This window comes from Streptococcus sp. HMSC062H02 (assembly GCF_001813005.1).
GTDB classification, from domain to species: Bacteria; Bacillota; Bacilli; order Lactobacillales; family Streptococcaceae; genus Streptococcus; species Streptococcus oralis_S.
Map to the genome: position 1 here is coordinate 47,313 of NZ_KV811097.1, position 17,366 is coordinate 64,678.

At 42.2% G+C, this 17,366-nt stretch carries 18 protein-coding genes and 1 tRNA gene; 16 read left to right on the forward strand and 3 right to left on the reverse strand.

Features of this window, described 5'->3' with window-relative positions:
• Nucleotides 1-36: 36 nt before the first annotated feature.
• Together HMPREF2885_RS01730 and pflA are read left to right on the forward strand one after the other, a co-directional pair.
• The gene (locus HMPREF2885_RS01730; protein WP_070656919.1) at nucleotides 37-1,290 is read left to right on the forward strand and encodes a diaminopimelate decarboxylase; all 1,254 of its coding nucleotides are present in this window, start codon (nucleotides 37-39) and stop codon (nucleotides 1,288-1,290) included.
• 124 nt (nucleotides 1,291-1,414) lie between these two features.
• Complete coding sequence (pflA, locus tag HMPREF2885_RS01735) at nucleotides 1,415-2,209, forward strand: pyruvate formate-lyase-activating protein (RefSeq protein WP_001288281.1); 795 nt, start codon at nucleotides 1,415-1,417, stop codon at nucleotides 2,207-2,209.
• A 71-nt stretch (nucleotides 2,210-2,280) separates the two neighbouring features.
• On the opposite strand, the gene yidC is transcribed toward pflA, so the two are convergent.
• Both yidC and HMPREF2885_RS01745 read right to left on the reverse strand, forming a co-directional pair.
• Nucleotides 2,281-3,210 carry a membrane protein insertase YidC gene (yidC, locus tag HMPREF2885_RS01740; RefSeq protein WP_049479479.1) on the reverse strand — a complete coding sequence of 310 codons (930 nt, stop codon included), beginning with the start codon at nucleotides 3,208-3,210 and terminating at the stop codon, nucleotides 2,281-2,283.
• A gap of 77 nt (nucleotides 3,211-3,287) precedes the next feature.
• Nucleotides 3,288-3,566 carry an acylphosphatase gene (locus tag HMPREF2885_RS01745; RefSeq protein ID WP_070656920.1) on the reverse strand — a complete coding sequence of 93 codons (279 nt, stop codon included), beginning with the start codon at nucleotides 3,564-3,566 and terminating at the stop codon, nucleotides 3,288-3,290.
• 33 nt (nucleotides 3,567-3,599) lie between these two features.
• Here HMPREF2885_RS01745 and HMPREF2885_RS01750 point away from each other — a divergent pair, with 33 nt between their 5' ends.
• From HMPREF2885_RS01750 to HMPREF2885_RS01795, 11 genes are all read left to right on the forward strand, one after another.
• A complete protein-coding gene (locus HMPREF2885_RS01750; RefSeq protein ID WP_008289068.1) occupies nucleotides 3,600-4,340 on the forward strand; it encodes a TrmH family RNA methyltransferase in 741 nt (246 codons plus the stop codon).
• A 54-nt stretch (nucleotides 4,341-4,394) separates the two neighbouring features.
• Nucleotides 4,395-5,078: a Bax inhibitor-1/YccA family protein gene (locus HMPREF2885_RS01755; protein WP_001076870.1), complete on the forward strand. Its 684-nt coding sequence runs from the start codon at nucleotides 4,395-4,397 to the stop codon at nucleotides 5,076-5,078.
• A 109-nt stretch (nucleotides 5,079-5,187) separates the two neighbouring features.
• Nucleotides 5,188-6,180: an aspartate--ammonia ligase gene (asnA, locus tag HMPREF2885_RS01760; protein ID WP_000747998.1), complete on the forward strand. Its 993-nt coding sequence runs from the start codon at nucleotides 5,188-5,190 to the stop codon at nucleotides 6,178-6,180.
• Between the two features lie 64 nt (nucleotides 6,181-6,244).
• Nucleotides 6,245-6,784 (forward strand): 16S rRNA (guanine(966)-N(2))-methyltransferase RsmD, encoded by a 540-nt coding sequence (gene rsmD / locus HMPREF2885_RS01765; protein ID WP_070656921.1) that lies wholly within the window; start codon nucleotides 6,245-6,247, stop codon nucleotides 6,782-6,784.
• Nucleotides 6,774-7,262 carry a pantetheine-phosphate adenylyltransferase gene (gene coaD / locus HMPREF2885_RS01770; RefSeq protein WP_070656922.1) on the forward strand — a complete coding sequence of 163 codons (489 nt, stop codon included), beginning with the start codon at nucleotides 6,774-6,776 and terminating at the stop codon, nucleotides 7,260-7,262. Before rsmD ends, coaD begins: the two co-directional genes overlap by 11 nt.
• Nucleotides 7,246-8,283 carry a SepM family pheromone-processing serine protease gene (locus HMPREF2885_RS01775; protein WP_070656923.1) on the forward strand — a complete coding sequence of 346 codons (1,038 nt, stop codon included), beginning with the start codon at nucleotides 7,246-7,248 and terminating at the stop codon, nucleotides 8,281-8,283. Before coaD ends, HMPREF2885_RS01775 begins: the two co-directional genes overlap by 17 nt.
• A 55-nt stretch (nucleotides 8,284-8,338) precedes the next feature.
• Nucleotides 8,339-8,569, forward strand: coding sequence for a DUF1146 family protein (locus tag HMPREF2885_RS09805; RefSeq protein WP_002892633.1), 231 nt, complete (start codon nucleotides 8,339-8,341; stop codon nucleotides 8,567-8,569).
• Between the two features lie 23 nt (nucleotides 8,570-8,592).
• Nucleotides 8,593-9,876, forward strand: a complete 1,284-nt coding sequence (gene murA / locus HMPREF2885_RS01780; RefSeq protein WP_000411918.1) for a UDP-N-acetylglucosamine 1-carboxyvinyltransferase — start codon at nucleotides 8,593-8,595, stop codon at nucleotides 9,874-9,876.
• Entirely contained in the window at nucleotides 9,863-10,057 is a 195-nt protein-coding gene (locus HMPREF2885_RS01785; protein WP_000739701.1) for a DNA-directed RNA polymerase subunit beta, read from the forward strand. Before murA ends, HMPREF2885_RS01785 begins: the two co-directional genes overlap by 14 nt.
• Before the next feature lie 40 nt (nucleotides 10,058-10,097).
• Nucleotides 10,098-10,922: a DNA/RNA non-specific endonuclease gene (locus HMPREF2885_RS01790; protein ID WP_070656924.1), complete on the forward strand. Its 825-nt coding sequence runs from the start codon at nucleotides 10,098-10,100 to the stop codon at nucleotides 10,920-10,922.
• Between the two features lie 135 nt (nucleotides 10,923-11,057).
• Nucleotides 11,058-12,389, forward strand: coding sequence for a hemolysin family protein (locus HMPREF2885_RS01795; protein ID WP_070656925.1), 1,332 nt, complete (start codon nucleotides 11,058-11,060; stop codon nucleotides 12,387-12,389).
• 133 nt (nucleotides 12,390-12,522) lie between these two features.
• Here HMPREF2885_RS01795 and HMPREF2885_RS01800 read toward each other — a convergent pair.
• Nucleotides 12,523-12,593: transfer RNA gene (locus tag HMPREF2885_RS01800), tRNA-Cys, on the reverse strand.
• 298 nt (nucleotides 12,594-12,891) lie between these two features.
• Between HMPREF2885_RS01800 and HMPREF2885_RS01805 the strand changes: the two genes are divergently transcribed.
• From HMPREF2885_RS01805 to oppC, 3 genes are all read left to right on the forward strand, one after another.
• A complete protein-coding gene (locus HMPREF2885_RS01805) occupies nucleotides 12,892-14,871 on the forward strand; it encodes a peptide ABC transporter substrate-binding protein (protein ID WP_049479469.1) in 1,980 nt (659 codons plus the stop codon).
• A gap of 66 nt (nucleotides 14,872-14,937) precedes the next feature.
• Nucleotides 14,938-16,434, forward strand: a complete 1,497-nt coding sequence (locus HMPREF2885_RS01810) for an ABC transporter permease (RefSeq protein WP_049490242.1) — start codon at nucleotides 14,938-14,940, stop codon at nucleotides 16,432-16,434.
• Complete coding sequence (gene oppC / locus HMPREF2885_RS01815) at nucleotides 16,434-17,360, forward strand: oligopeptide ABC transporter permease OppC (RefSeq protein WP_000103692.1); 927 nt, start codon at nucleotides 16,434-16,436, stop codon at nucleotides 17,358-17,360. Before HMPREF2885_RS01810 ends, oppC begins: the two co-directional genes overlap by 1 nt.
• Nucleotides 17,361-17,366: the final 6 nt, after the last annotated feature.

A 17,366-nucleotide genomic window follows, 5' to 3' on the forward strand; every position in this document is an offset into this window, starting at 1 on the left:
CCAGCCTTTCTTTGCAGACAGAATAGAAGGACGCTTATGAAAACACCATTTATCAACCGTGAAGATTTAGAAACGATTGTTGCCGAGTTCCCTACTCCTTTTCACTTATATGATGAGAAGGGAATTCGCGAAAAAGCGCGAGCAGTCAACCAGGCCTTTTCCTGGAATGAGGGATTTAAGGAATATTTTGCAGTCAAGGCCACCCCAACCCCAGCCATCTTGAAAATCCTCAAAGAGGAAGGCTGTGGTGTGGACTGTTCCAGTTATGTGGAGCTCCTGATGAGCCATAAACTTGGATTTGCAGGTCCAGAGATCATGTTCTCTTCTAACAATACGCCAGACCAAGAGTACGCTTATGCCCATGAATTAGGTGCGACCATTAACTTGGATGCCTTTGAAGATATTGAACATCTAGAGCGAGCGGCAGGCATTCCAGAAATTATCTCTTGTCGTTACAATCCTGGAGGAGTTTTTGAGCTAGGGACAGACATCATGGACAATCCTGGAGAAGCCAAGTTTGGCATGACCAAGGATCAGCTTTTTGAAGCCTTTGCGGTTTTGAAGGAAAAAGGAGCCAAGACATTTGGGATTCACTCTTTCCTAGCATCCAATACCGTCACCCATCTCTACTACCCAGAGTTGGCGCGTCAGCTTTTTGAATTAGCCGTTGAAATTAAGGAAAAGTTGGGTATTTCGCTAGACTTTATCAATCTTTCCGGCGGAATCGGAGTCAATTATCGCCCAGACCAGGAGCCAAATGACATCGCTGTGATTGGTGAGGGAGTTCGTAAGGTTTATGAGGAAGTCCTCACACCTGCAGGACTTGGTCAGGTCAAGATTTTTACTGAATTAGGCCGCTTTATGTTGGCGCCTCACGGAGCTTTGGTCACAAGAGTCACTCATAAGAAAAAAACCTACCGTACCTATCTGGGCGTGGATGCCTCAGCAGTCAACCTCATGCGCCCCGCCATGTATGGAGCCTACCACCATATCACCAATCTGACCCATCCAGATGGACCAGTTGAGGTGGTAGATGTGGTTGGTTCACTCTGTGAAAACAATGATAAATTTGCAGTGAACCGCGAACTACCTCATACAGAAATCGGTGATTTGCTAGTGATTCATGATACAGGTGCACATGGATTCTCCATGGGTTACCAGTACAATGCCAAACTACGCTCGGCAGAAATCCTCTATACCGAAGAAGGAAAAGCCCGCCAAATCCGCCGTGCAGAGCGCCCTGAGGACTATTTTGCAACCTTGTATGGTTTTGATTTTGAATCGGATTAGTAAAAGAAATTGAAAATGAAAGTGAAAAACAGATTGCTTTCTAAAAAATAGACAAAAAAACCTTGTTTTTCACCTTACTCGTGATATAATAAAACTATAAAACGGTTTCAAGGAAGGTGACGATATGTCTGAAGAAACAATTGACTATGGACAAGTGACAGGAATGGTGCATTCGACAGAGAGTTTTGGGGCGGTAGATGGCCCTGGGATTCGGTTTATTGTCTTTTTGCAGGGCTGTCACATGCGTTGCCAGTACTGCCATAACCCAGACACATGGGCTATGGAGACCAATAAATCACGCGAACGGACAGTAGACGATGTCTTGACAGAAGCCCTTCGCTACCGTGGTTTCTGGGGAGACAAGGGAGGAATCACTGTCAGTGGTGGAGAAGCCCTCTTACAGATTGATTTCCTAATTGCCCTCTTTACCAAGGCCAAGGAAAAAGGAATCCACTGTACCTTGGATACCTGTGCCCTTCCGTTCCGTAATAAACCACGTTATCTCGAAAAGTTTAATAAACTCATGGCGGTAACAGACTTGGTTCTTCTGGATATCAAGGAAATCAACGAAGAACAGCACAAGATTGTCACAAGCCAAACCAATAAAAACATCTTGGCCTGTGCCCAGTACCTATCAGATATCGGGAAGCCTGTTTGGATTCGCCACGTGCTGGTTCCAGGATTGACAGATAGAGATGAGGATTTGATCGAACTTGGTAAGTTTGTCAAGACCCTCAAAAATGTTGACAAGTTTGAAATCCTACCTTATCATACGATGGGAGAATTCAAGTGGCGTGAACTTGGGATTCCTTATTCGCTTGAAGGGGTCAAACCTCCAACAGCAGACCGTGTCAAGAATGCCAAGGAATTGATGGATACAGAAAGTTACCAAGATTACATGAAACGTGTTCATGGATAAAAAAGAAGCCTGATGGAGACATCGGGCTTTTGTGATGCAAAAAGACTTAGCCTCTCAGCTAAGCCTTTTTCTTATTTTCTAGAATGTTGTTTACCAGCATTGCGTTTTTTATGTTTCTTATTAGTCATGATCGCAGTTGCTTGGTTTGGAGTGACATCTTTGCGTCCGCCTCCAGTTGAAAATGAACTTGCTTTTGGTGGGTTTTTTGCAAATTCTTCACGAACTTTTTTGCGGAGTTTTGGACGAACAACATAGTTAACGATGAACTGTTGGAGAATCATCATGAAACCACCGACAACCCAGTAAAGCGTCACACTGGCTGGTGCGAAGAGGGAGAAGACGACAATCATGAGTGGACTCACGTAAATCATTCTTTTTAGTTGATCTCTTTGCATCTCGTCTTCTACTCCATGAAGTGAAAGAAGTGATTGGAGATAGTAGAGGATACCAGCGAAAGCGACAAGGAGCAGACTTGGTGAACCAAGATCGATACCCAAGAAGGTAGAGCTAGCTACCCCGTCAGTGTATTGGGCTGCAAAGTAGATAGCAGAGAAGAAAGGCATTTGAATGAGGATAGGGAAACATCCTACACCACCGAACATGCTAATGCCATGTTCTTTCTGAGCTGCAAAGAGAGCTTGTTGTGCTTCTAGTTTTTCTTCTTGAGTGGTTGCTTCTTTGAGACGTGTTTGATGTGGTTCAAGCACGTGTTTGAGGGCATTCATCTTTTCAGAGTGAAGCGTTGCCTTCCATGATTGGTAGATACCAAGTGGCAAGATAATCAAGCGCACGATGATGGTTACGATGATGATAGCCACACCAAAGCCTAGACCTTTATCAGTAGCGAAGTACTTGATAGCTTCAGCCATAGGTGCTCCGATGGTATTCCAAATCAATCCTGTAGGTTGTCCTGTGGCTTTGTCTACTTGGACACAGCCTGTCAAGACGAGTAGCATAGCCACTCCCATAGCAGAGAGGGCAAAACGTTTAATAGATTTCAATGTTTTCATTCCTTCTTTAAAAATTATACCTTTCTATTCTACTGTTTTTTTGTAAAATATACAATAGTTCTAGAGACCTAATTTGCGACTTTGAAGTCCGAATAGGATGAAAAGTTGCTCATTTGTACATCTAGATAGGTAACTTTTGAAAAAGGTGTCGGACCTTTTCGGATTTCTTGGATAAATTTTGCCATAGTGGTAGAGGAGTCTGCCTGAGCAAGAATTTCCACTGTGCCATCGTCGTTATTCCAGACACGACCAGTGATGCCACCGATTTCAAGAGCTAAAGTAACAACACCCCAACGAAAACCAACACCCTGCACCCTGCCTTGGGCAATCATTCTAACCTTTTGCATACCAAACCCCTTTGATTGTGTTATAATATTTCTATGACTATTATAACCTCAAAAGCCAATTCTGTGGTAAAAAATGCCAAGAAATTACATCAAAAAAAATATCGAAAGTCTGCTTATTTGATTGAAGGCTGGCACTTATTCGAAGAAGCTGTTCAAGCAGGAGTGACGATTGAAAAGGTCTTTGCCCTAGAAAGTTACCGAGATCAGCTAGTTGCTTTTCCTCAAACTATTTGGGTTTCAGAGGAGATTTTGCTAGATTTGGCAGATACGCAAACTCCTCAAGGCATTGTTGCAGTGATTCAAAAAGAAGAAGTGGGACTGCCTGATCTCCATCAGGGCAAGTATCTATTTTTAGAGGATGTTCAAGATCCTGGTAATGTGGGCACCATGATTCGGACGGCGGATGCGGCAGGTTTTACAGGGGTTATTGTTTCAGACAAGTCAGCAGATATATACAGTCTCAAGACCCTGCGTTCCATGCAAGGAAGTCATTTTCATTTGCCTATCTATCGTATGCCTCTTGTCAGCTTTGTAGAAGAGGCAAAGAAGAGCAATTTGCCCATTCTGGCAACGACCTTATCGAGAGAGTCAAAGGATTATCGTGAGCTTTCTTCACTAGAGAACTTTGTTTTAGTCATGGGAAATGAAGGGCAGGGGATTAGTTCTGTCATGGCTGAGAGTGCTGATCAGCTGGTTCATATTGGCATGAAAGGCCGAGCAGAAAGTCTCAACGTAGCAGTTGCAGCAGGAATTTTGATGTTTTATTTTAGCTAATTTATAAAATCTTTGTTATAATCAAGACATATTTATAGAAAAAGGAGAATCAGAATGAATCAAACGATTATTCAAGAACGTTCAGGTCTTAATCAATTTTACGCTAAGGTTTATGCTTTTGTGGGACTTGGGATTGGTCTATCGGCTCTCGTGTCAGCTTTGATGTTGACAGTCTTTCAGTCCCAATTAGTCTACTTTTTAATGCATGGCCGTCTCTGGTTGATGATTGCAACTTTTGCAGAACTTGCTCTAGTCTTTGTTGCAAGTAGCATGGCTGCAAAAAATAGCCCAGCAGCTCTCCCAGTATTTTTAGTTTATTCTGTTTTAAATGGTTTTACCCTTAGCTTTGTCGTAGCCTTCTATACACCTGGGACCGTCTTATCAGCCTTTGTATCCAGCGCCCTTCTCTTCTTTGTCATGGCGGCAATCGGAATTTTCACTAAGAAAGATTTGAGTGGAATGGGCCGAGCTTTGATGGCGGCGCTTGTTGGTCTCATCATTGCCATGGTTGTGAATCTATTTTTAGCCAATAGCTTCTTTGACTACATGATTAGTATTGCCATGGTCTTGGTCTTCTCAGGTTTGATTGCTTGGGATAACCAAAAGATTCGCTATGTTTATGAACAGTCACGAGGACAAGTAGCGACAGGATGGGTCATCTCAATGGCGCTTAGCATCTACCTAGACTTTATCAACCTCTTCCTTAGCATCTTACGAATCTTTGGTCGAAACGATTAATGAATGTCAGAGTCAGTGTTCAAAAGAGCACTGACTTTTTCTTATTTACTCTTTTCTTTTCTTGGAAATAGGTGTATAATGCTTTTAACTAATTTTTGAGGAGCTGTTTATGAAGAAAAGTTTTATTCATCAACAAGAAGAAATTTCCTTTGTTAAAAATACCTTTACCCAGTATTTGAAAGATAAGTTAGAAGTTGTTGAAGTTCAAGGTCCTATCTTGAGCAAGGTCGGAGATGGGATGCAGGACAACCTGTCAGGTGTCGAAAATCCAGTATCTGTCAAGGTTTTGCAGATTCCAGATGAAACCTATGAAGTCGTTCACTCACTTGCCAAATGGAAACGCCACACCTTGGCTCGTTTTGGTTTCGGTGAAGGGGAGGGTCTATTTGTTCACATGAAGGCCCTTCGTCCAGACGAAGATTCGCTTGATGCGACCCACTCAGTTTATGTGGACCAGTGGGACTGGGAGAAGGTTATCCCAAATGGTCAACGCAATATCGCCTATCTCAAAGAAACCGTTGAGAAGATTTACAAGGCTATTCGTCTGACAGAGCTAGCCGTAGAAGCCCGCTATGATATCGAATCCATCTTGCCAAAGCAAATCACCTTTATCCATACAGAAGAGTTGGTAGAACGTTACCCAGACTTGACACCAAAAGAGCGTGAAAATGCAATCTGTAAAGAGTTTGGTGCAGTCTTCTTGATTGGTATCGGTGGCGAGTTGCCTGACGGAAAACCTCATGATGGCCGTGCACCTGACTACGATGACTGGACAACAGAGTCTGAAAATGGCTACAAGGGGTTGAATGGCGATATTCTCGTTTGGAACGAATCTCTTGGTTGTGCCTTTGAACTTTCATCAATGGGGATTCGGGTAGATGAGGATACCCTTCGTCGCCAAGTGGCTCTTACAGGAGACGAAGATCGTCTTGAGCTGGAATGGCATAAAGCCCTGCTTAACGGCCTTTTTCCACTGACAATCGGTGGAGGGATCGGACAGTCTCGGATGGCCATGTTCCTTCTTCGTAAGAAACACATCGGAGAGGTTCAGACCAGTGTTTGGCCTCAAGAAGTTCGCGATACGTACGAAAATATTTTGTAGAGAATCGAACCGCAAGGTTCGGTTTTCTTTCTCTTTTTGCCTATAATTTGGTATAATAAACGGTATGAAAATCGTATCAGGAATCTACGGAGGGCGTCCCCTCAAGACGCTAGAAGGCAAGACGACGAGGCCGACATCAGATAAGGTGCGTGGAGCTATCTTTAACATGATAGGTCCCTATTTTGAGGGTGGTCGTGTTTTGGATCTCTATGCTGGCAGTGGTGGCTTATCCATTGAGGCAGTCTCGCGTGGGATGTCCCATGCTGTCTTAGTGGAACGGGATCGAAAGGCACAAGCTGTCATCGCTGAAAATATCCAAATGACCAAGGAAGCTTCCAAATTTCAGTTCTTAAAGATGGAGGCTGACCGAGCCTTGGAGCAAGTGAAAGGTCCCTTTGACCTGGTCTTTTTAGACCCTCCCTATGCCAAGGAACAAATCGTTGCAGATATCGAAAAAATGGCAGAAAGAAACCTTTTCTCCGAAGAGATCATGGTTGTCTGTGAAACCGATAAGTCTGTAGAACTACCAGAAGAAATCGCCTGCTTAGGTATCTGGAAGGAAAAAATATATGGGATTAGTAAGGTGACGGTCTATGTCAGATAAAATTGGATTATTTACAGGTTCATTTGATCCTATGACAAATGGACATCTGGATATCATTGAACGTGCCAGCAAACTCTTTGATAAGCTCTATGTCGGGGTGTTCTACAATCCCCACAAACAAGGCTTTCTCCCTGTTGAAAACCGCAAACGGGCAGTCGAAAAAGCGGTGGCGCATTTAGATAATGTAGAGGTGCTGGCTTCTCATGATCAACTAGTCGTTGATGTTGCAAGAAGACTGGGTGCTAAGACCCTTGTCCGTGGCTTGCGAAATACCACCGACTTGCAATACGAGTCTAGCTTTGACTACTACAATCATCAACTGGCTCCAGAAATCGAAACCATTTACCTATATAGCCACCCAGAGCATCTTTATATCAGCTCTTCGGCCGTGAGAGAACTTCTGAAGTTTGGTCAGGAGATTCAGCAATATGTCCCAAACAGTGTTGTGGAGGAATTAGAACATGAAGAAAAAAACTAGATGGCCCTTATATGTCATCCTAGCACTAGTATTGACTTTTTTAGCCTTTGTAGTACCTTTACCTTACTACATAGAAGTTCCAGGTGGAGCGGAAGATATTCGTCGCGTTTTGAAAGTCAATGAAACAGAAGACACAGAAGCAGGAGCTTACCAGTTTGTAACAGTCGGTATTCGACACGCAACCCTATCGCATCTTGTCTATGCTTGGTTAACACCTTTCACAGATATTAGAAGTGCCAAGGAGACTACGGGTGGCTCTACTGATGCAGAATTTATGCGGATCAATCAGTTCTACATGCAAACGTCCCAAAACATGGCCAAGTATCAAGGATTGAAGACGGCTGGAAAGGATATCGAACTCAAGTATCTGGGAGTTTATGTCTTGACCGTGACGGACAATTCAACTTTTAAGGGCATTCTGAACATAGCAGACACCGTGACGGCTGTTAATGACAAAACATTTGACAGTTCAAAAGACTTGGTCGACTATGTCAATTCTCAACAATTAGGAGACACGGTCAAGGTAACCTATGAGGAAGACGGAAAAGTCAAGTCTGCAGAAGGTAAAATTATCACTCTCGAAAACGGGAAAAACGGGATTGGGATTGGCTTGATTGACCGTACGGAAGTGACCAGTGATGTTCCGATTCGCTTTTCAACAGCTGGTATCGGCGGGCCAAGCGCCGGTCTCATGTTTAGTCTCGCTATTTACACCCAGATAGCAGATCCAGGACTTCGTAATGGTCGCGTCGTTGCGGGAACGGGAACTATTGATCGTGATGGGAATGTTGGTGAGATCGGTGGAATTGACAAAAAAGTGGTGGCAGCCTCTCGTCAGGGAGCCAACATCTTTTTTGCCCCTGACAATCCAGTCACCGAGGAAGCAAAAAAAGCGGATCCCAATGCGAAAAGCAACTATGAAACAGCCCTAGAAGCTGCTAAAACAATCAAAACAGAGATGAAAATCGTTCCCGTTAAGACCTTGCAGGATGCGATTGATTACCTTAAAAACAATCCCTAATTCGTAGAAAAATCGAAAACTAGCGCGCAAGCGGATAAGATGGTATAATAGTCAAATGGTTCAATTATTATTCACTCTAAGTAGTCATATACTCTTTATTTATTTGAGTTTTTACCTTTTGAAGGATCTTGTGAGATGGGAAAAGGTTTTAAAAGTGACCGCTACTAACACAAAAAAAGTTCGTTTGTTGGTAGGCTTCTTTAGTATTGTAATGGGCTACATCTTGAGTTCATTCTTTATCAGTTTGTACCAACTGTGGCAAGAAGCACTTAGAGGACTATTATAAAATCAAAAGTAAAGGAAACAACTATGGAAAAAATTGTGGTTCAAGGCGGGGATAATCGTCTGGTCGGGAGTGTGACGATCGAGGGAGCAAAGAATGCAGTCTTGCCCTTGTTGGCAGCGACTATTCTAGCAAGCAAGGGTAAGACAGTCTTGCAGAATGTCCCAATCTTGTCAGATGTTTTCACCATGAATCAAGTGGTTCGAGGTCTGAATGCCAAGGTGGACTTTGATGAGGAAGCACATGTTGTCGAGGTCGATGCGACTGGTGATATCACGGAGGAAGCTCCATACAAGTATGTCAGCAAGATGCGTGCATCGATCGTTGTCTTGGGACCAATCCTTGCTCGTGTAGGTCATGCCAAGGTATCCATGCCAGGAGGGTGCACTATCGGGAGTCGTCCCATTGACCTCCACCTCAAAGGTTTGGAAGCTATGGGGGCAAAGATTACCCAGACAGCTGGTTACATCGAAGCCAAGGCAGAACGCCTGCATGGCGCTCATATCTACATGGACTTTCCTAGTGTTGGCGCAACACAAAACCTCATGATGGCAGCGACTCTAGCGGATGGAGTGACTGTCATTGAAAATGCTGCGCGTGAGCCGGAAATTGTTGACCTTGCTATCCTTCTTAATGAAATGGGAGCCAAGGTCAAGGGAGCTGGTACTGAAACAATTACAGTAACTGGTGTTGAGGAACTCCATGGAACAACTCATAATGTGGTACAGGACCGTATAGAAGCCGGAACCTTTATGGTAGCGGCAGCTATGACAGGTGGCGATGTTCTCGTTCGTGATGCCGTCTGGGAACACAATCGCCCCTTGATTTCAAAACTACTTGAAATGGGTGTTGAAGTGACAGAGGAATCAGAAGGTATCCGTGTTCGTTCTCAACTTGAAAATCTCAAGGCTGTTCATGTAAAAACCTTACCGCACCCAGGATTCCCAACAGATATGCAGGCACAATTTACAGCCCTGATGACAGTCGCAAAAGGGGAATCCACCATGGTGGAAACGGTGTTTGAGAATCGCTTCCAACACTTGGAGGAAATGCGCCGTATGGGCTTGCATTCAGAGATTATCCGTGACACAGCTCGTATTGTTGGGGGACAAGCTTTACAGGGGGCAGAAGTTTTATCAACGGACCTTCGCGCCAGTGCTGCTTTGATTTTGACAGGTTTGGTGGCACAGGGAGAAACAGTTGTCGGTAAGTTAGTCCACCTTGATAGAGGTTACTACCGTTTCCATGAGAAATTGGCTCAGCTAGGAGCGAAGATTCAGCGAATCGAGGCAAATGATGAAGAAGAATAAAAACTTACGCTATGTACTCCGTCGTTTACTGTTGATTTTTATCGTACTATTGCTTGGCTTTCTGGCTTTAGGAATCGGCTTGATGGTTGGCTATGGCATCCTAGGAAAGGGACAGGATCCATGGGCAATCTTGTCTCCAGCAAAGTGGCAGGAATTGATTAGCAAATTTACAGGAAATTAGACTGGGAGACCAGTCTTTTTCTAAAGAAATAAGGAGAAAAATGGACAAAAAAACAAGACAAGCTCTGATAGGGTTACTTCTATTCTTACTCTTGGCTGCTGGAAGCTACTACATCAAGCAGATGCAGTCAGCGCCAAACACCCCTAGAACCAAGGTTAGTCAGAAAAAACAAGCTTCAGAAGCTCCCAGTCAGGAGTTGGCTGAAAGTGTTTTAACTGAGTCAATCAAAAACCAAATCAAAGGGGAGCTCGAGTGGAATGGAGCAGGGGCCTTCATTGTCAATGGCAATAAAACCAATCTAGATGCCAAGGTTTCAAGCAAACCCTATGCGGATAATAAAACAAAGACAGTGGGAAAAGAAACAGTTCCAACTGTTGCCAATGCCATCTTATCCAAAGCGACTCGGCAGTATAAGAATCGTGAAGAAACAGGCAACGGCTCAACCTCTTGGACGCCACCAGGATGGCATCAGGTCAAGAATCTAAAGGGAGCCTATACACATGCAGTCGATAGAGGACACCTGCTGGGCTATGCCTTGATAGGAGGTCTGGATGGTTTTGATGCCTCTACTAGCAATCCCAAGAACATTGCAGTCCAGACAGCTTGGGCAAACCAAGCACAGGCTGAAGATTCGACAGGTCAGAACTACTATGAGAGTTTGGTCAGAAAAGCCTTGGACCAAAATAAGAGGGTCCGTTATCGGGTGACGCTTCACTATGCGACAAATGAGGACCTAGTTCCATCCGCTTCACAAATCGAAGCCAAGTCTTCAGATGGCGAATTGGAATTCAATGTCCTAATCCCCAATGTTCAAAAGGGAATCCAGCTTGATTACCGAACAGGGCAAGTAACAGTGACGGATTAGAAACAATAGATACTATAAAAACAGCTCCTTTGTCTTCTAGAGGCAGGGGAGTTGTTCTTTAAATGAAAAATAATGTGAATCCTGAGGGATTTTATGATATAATGGAACACAAGATACTATTTTAGGAGAAGGACTATGGAAGACCCGAGCAGTCAGAATTTGTTGCTACAGTTTGTATTGTTATTTATCTTGACCCTGTTAAATGCTTTTTTCTCAGCCACTGAAATGGCTATGGTGTCACTAAACCGTTCCCGAGTGGAGCAAAAGGCAGAAGAGGGAGACAAACGTTACGTTCGTTTGTTAAAGGTACTTGAAAATCCTAACCACTTTTTATCAACAATTCAAGTTGGTATCACGTTAATTACCATCTTGTCAGGGGCTAGTTTAGCAGAAACGCTAGGACGCGAAATCGCATCTTGGATAGGAAATAGTGAAACAGCTTATGCCATTGCAAGCCTCCTCTCTTTGGCATTCTTGACCTACATCTCTATTGTTTTTGGTGAACTCTATCCTAAACGGATTGCCCTCAATCTCAAAGATGCTTTGGCAATTCGAACAGCACCAATTATTATTGGTCTTGGGAAGATTGTCAGTCCCTTTGTCTGGTTGTTATCTGCTTCAACCAATCTCTTGAGTCGTTTAACGCCAATGACCTTTGATGATGCGGATGAAAAAATGACTCGAGATGAAATTGAGTACATGTTGACTAAGAGCGAAGAAACACTGGATGCAGATGAAATTGAAATGCTACAGGGGATCTTTTCTCTAGATGAACTAATGGCTCGTGAGCTAATGGTGCCTCGTACAGATGCCTTTATGGTAGATATTCAGGATGACAGTCAAACCATTATCCAAAGTATTCTAAAGCAAAATTTCTCACGTATCCCTGTTTACGATGGGGATAAGGACAATGTGATTGGTTTGATTCATACCAAGCGTTTGCTAAACGCCGCCTATGCAGATGGCTTTGAAAATATTGTCTGGAAGAAGATCTTACAAGATCCACTCTTTGTTCCTGAAACTATTTTTGTGGATGACTTGCTAAAAGAATTGCGAAATACCCAAAGACAAATGGCCATTTTGCTCGATGAATATGGTGGTATGGCTGGACTGGTCACACTGGAAGACCTGCTGGAGGAGATTGTCGGTGAGATTGATGACGAGACAGACCGAGCAGAAATCGAAGTCCATCAAATCGGTGAGGACACCTATATTGCACAGGGAACCATGAATCTTAACGACTTCAATAATTACTTTGGTGTCGAACTAGAAAGCGATGATGTGGATACCATCGCAGGCTACTATCTAACTGGAGTAGGAACCATTCCAACCACTGAGAAAATCAGTTACCAACTGGTCAGTCAAAACAAACAAATCGTCCTGACCAACGATAAAGTGAAAAATGGACGTGTTACCAAGGTAAAAGTTCAAATCACAGAACTAGAACCTGAAGAAGAAACAGAATAAAGCAGTGACTTGAGTCACTGCTTTTTGTAAATCTAGATGGTAGGTTCAGTTGTCCCCACTTATTAGGAATAATAAAAAAGCCCGGTTTTACGAGCTTTTCATTTGGTTAATTCCTGTTAATTCAGGAACTGAAAGGCGGTAGACGGATTTGAACCGACGATCAAGCTTTTGCAGAGCCGTGCCTTACCACTTGGCTATACCGCCTCAACGTTTATTATTATACCTTGAAAATCATTTCCCGTCAATAGTTTCTTATTCTAAAATCCAATTTAGGAAAACAGATGATGATCGAAGAAGTGAGAAAAAGCTTGTAAAAATCCCTTTCTAAAGAAGATCAGACTAGAAAGTATTTCTTGAAGAAACAAACAAAGAATGCAGAAATTTTGACAAATAGAAGTTTTTTGAGGAAATGCGCCTAAATATTCTGAAAATTCGTTTACTTTTTAAAAAATATATGTTATAATTTCCAATAAGCCTAAATTTTTCAAGAGGAGTTAAAAACATGAAAAAAAGTAGAGTATTTGTTGCAGCAGGTGTTGCTTTATTAGCAGCAGGAGTACTAGCTGCTTGCGGTTCTTCAAAATCATCTGATTCAACAGCGCCAAAAAATTATGGCTATGTTTATACAGCTGACCCAGAAACGTTGGATTACCTCATTTCAGGGAAACAAAGTACTAAGGTCGCCACTTCAAATGGTATCGATGGTCTTTTCACAAACGACAAGTATGGGAATTTAGTTCCTGCAGTTGCAGAAGACTGGTCAGTTTCAAAAGATGGTTTGACTTATACCTACAAGATTCGTAAAGGTGTCAAATGGATGACATCTGATGGCGAAGAGTATGCTGAAGTAACAGCCAAAGACTTTGTAAATGGTTTGAAACACGCAGCTGACAATAAATCAGCAGCTAAGTATCTAGCAGAAGATTCAGTTAAAGGTCTAGCTGACTATATAGCTGGAAACAATAAAGATTTTGCTTCAGTCGGTGTAAAAGCAGTTGATGATTACACCCTTGAATACACTTTGAACAAACCAGAACCATACTGGAACTCTAAGCTGGCCTACTCAATCTTCTGGCCATTGAACGAAGAATTTGAAAAATCAAAAGGATCTGATTTTGGTAAAGCGACTGACCCTACATCATTGCTTTACAATGGACCATTCTTGCTGAGAGGTTTGACTGCTAAGTCATCTATCGAATTTGTGAAGAATGAAAACTATTGGGACAAAGACAATGTTCATCTTGATAAAGTAACACTTGCTTACTATGATGGTTCAGATCAAGAATCAATTGAACGTAACTTTACAAGTGGGGCTTATAGCTATGCCCGTCTCTTCCCAACAAGTTCAAACTACTCTAAGGTAGAAGAAACATACAAAGACAATATCTACTACACTCCATCAGGTCCAGGTATTGGTGGTTTGGGTGTAAATATTGACCGTCAAGGTTACAAATACACTTCTAAGACAACTGATGAAGAGAAGATTTCTACTAAGAAAGCCCTTCTTAACAAGGACTTCCGTCAGGCTTTGAACTTTGCCTTTGACCGTACTTCTTACTCAGCACAAATTAACGGTAAGGAAGGTGCTCCTCTTGCAGTTCGTAACCTCTTTGTGAAACCAGACTTTGTCTCTGCAGGCGAAAAAACTTTCGGTGACTTGGTAACTGAAAAGATGGCTGCTTACGGTGATGAATGGAAGAATGTAAACTTTGCGGATGGTCAAGATGGACTTTTCAACGCCGATAAAGCCAAAGCTGAATTTGCCAAAGCTAAAACAGCATTGGAAGCAGAAGGTGTGAAATTCCCTATCCACTTGGATATCCCAGTAGACCAAACATCTAAAAACTATATCGCACGTATTCAATCCTTCAAACAATCCGTTGAGACAGTACTTGGAGAAGAAAACGTAGTCATCGATATCCAACAAATCACTACAGATGAACTACAGAATATTACATACTATGCAGCAAGCGCTGCGGCAGAAGATTGGGATCTCTCAGGTGCTGTTGGATGGAACCCTGACTATGAAGATCCATCAACTTACCTTGATATCTTGAAAACAACGAATGCTGAACAAACAAAAACCTATATGGGTTACGAAGGTGCAGATAATGCTGCAGCGGCTCAAGTTGGTTTGAAAGAATACGATAAGTTAGTTGATGAAGCAGGAAAAGAAACAAGTGACTTGAATGTTCGTTATGAAAAATATGCGGCTGCCCAAGCTTGGTTGACAGATAGCTCACTCTTCTTGCCAGCTATGTCATCAAGTGGTGCTGCACCAATCATTTCTCGTGTTGTGCCTTTCTCTGCATCATACAGTCAATCTGGAGATAAGGGCTCAGACGTATACTTCAAGTATATTCAGTTACAAGATAAGGTTGTAACAAAAGCTGATTATGAACAGGCTCGTGAAAAATGGCTCAAAGAGAAAAAAGAATCAAACGAAAAAGTTCAAAAAGAATTGGCTAATCACGTTAAATAAATAACTCTCAAGAGAACTTTCTCTCCATGAGGAGAAGGTTCTTTTGGGATTTTAAAAGGAAACGATATGAAGAAATATATTTTTATGCGTGTATTGCGTTCATTGTTGTCTATTTTCTTGGTGACAACTTTGACCTACACAATTATCTATACGATGGTTCCTCGAAAACTGATTTTCAAGCAGGATACCAACTATAACAAGATTGCAACGACACCGGATAAGCGGGATAATTATGAAAATACCGTTTATGAACGGATGGGCTATATCGAGTACTACGATACCAAAGAGTTGCAAGAAAGAGCTAGCACGATGGACTCATCTGTAACAGTGGATGCCAATGATACCAATAAGGCAATCTACGAAAAATACATCAACCAACTAGGAAATGGTTGGACACTCGGTGTGTTCTCAGAAAGTGGTCAATTCTATGCTACGCGTGAAATTCCGATTTTTGAACGTGTTTTCAAATTCTATTCCAACTTGATTGATATTGATCATCCAAATAAGATTCAAGACCCTGAAAATCCAAACTTGCAACGTTATCTTCGTTTTGAAAATGACCCTGCTATTGGTTGGTCATTGGTTGGTTCAGGTACAAAACATAAATACCTTTTATATTTCAACAATCAATTCCCATTTGTACACCAAAACTTTGTGAACATCAACTTGGGTGACTCTTACCCAACTTATGCAAACACACCAGTGCTTCAAGTTATCACACAAGGTCAGGGACAAACGAAGACATCAGAAGTTCAATTCCCTATGGGTAAAAAGACTTCATCTGTAGATATTTACTCTCGTACCTACAAATCTCCAAGTCAAGCAGACGCGCGTGAGGTAGCCAACTATGGTAAAGACGATCCATATACAGCTACAGAAAGCAATTACCAATACCCATCAATGATTGCAAGTTCAGCGGTTGCTGGTTTGATTGGTTTGATTATTTCGTATGCGATTGCGATTCCACTTGGATCTGCTATGGCTCGCCACAAGAATACTTGGATTGATAGCTTCTCGACAGGTGCTCTAACCTTCTTGCTTGCACTTCCAACGATTGCCTTGGTTTATATCGTCCGCTTGATTGGATCATCCATTGGTCTGCCTGACTCATTCCCTATTTTGGGTGCTGGAGATTGGCGTTCTTATGTCTTGCCAGCAGTTATTCTAGGTTTGTTGGGTGCACCAAGTACGGCTATCTGGATTCGTCGTTACATGATCGACTTGCAATCTCAGGACTTCGTTCGTTTTGCTCGTGCAAAAGGTTTGTCTGAAAAAGAAATTTCAAATAAACACATCTTTAAAAATGCCATGGTTCCTTTGGTTTCAGGTATTCCTGGTGCCGTAATCGGAGTTATCGGTGGTGCAACATTGACAGAAACGGTCTTCGCTTTCCCAGGTATGGGTAAAATGTTGATTGACTCTGTTAAGGCATCAAACAACTCAATGGTAGTTGGTCTTGTCTTCATCTTCACATGTATTTCTATCTTCTCACTCTTTGTAGGTGATATCTGGATGACCATGCTTGACCCACGTATTAAATTGACAGAGAAAGGAGGCAAATAATGTCAACAATCGATAAAGAAAAATTTCAGTTCGTAAAACGTGACGATTTTGCCTCTGAAACAATTGATGCTCCTGCCTATTCATACTGGGGTTCTGTATTTAGACAATTTCTAAAGAAAAAATCAACCGTCTTTATGCTAGGAATTTTGGTTGCTATTATCTTGATGAGCTTTATTTACCCAATGTTCTCAGATTTTGACTTCAACGATGTAAGTAAGGTCAATGACTTCTCTGCTCGTTTTATCAAGCCCAATGCTGAACATTGGTTTGGTACAGATAGCAATGGTAAATCCTTGTTTGACGGGGTTTGGTTTGGTGCGCGTAACTCTATCCTCATCTCTGTAATTGCAACTTTTATCAACCTTGTAATTGGGGTTATTGTTGGTGGAATTTGGGGAATTTCAAAATCCGTTGACCGTGTCATGATGGAAGTTTATAACATTATTTCAAACATTCCATCTCTCTTGATTGTCATTGTCTTGACTTACTCAATCGGTGCTGGTTTCTGGAATTTGATTTTTGCAATGAGTGTGACAACTTGGATTGGGATTGCTTATATGATTCGTATCCAAATCATGCGTTACCGTGACTTGGAATACAACCTTGCTTCTCAAACACTTGGAACACCAACCTTTAAAATCATCGTTAAAAACATCATGCCACAATTGGTATCTGTTATTGTTTCTACAATGACCTTGATGTTGCCAAGTTTTATCTCTTATGAAGCCTTCCTTTCCTTCTTTGGATTGGGATTGCCTGTAACAGTGCCAAGTTTGGGACGTTTGATCTCAGATTACTCACAAAACGTTACGACCAACGCTTACTTGTTCTGGATTCCGTTGACAACCTTGATCTTGGTATCCCTATCTCTTTTCGTTGTTGGTCAAAACCTAGCGGATGCTAGTGATCCACGTACACATAGATAGGAGTAG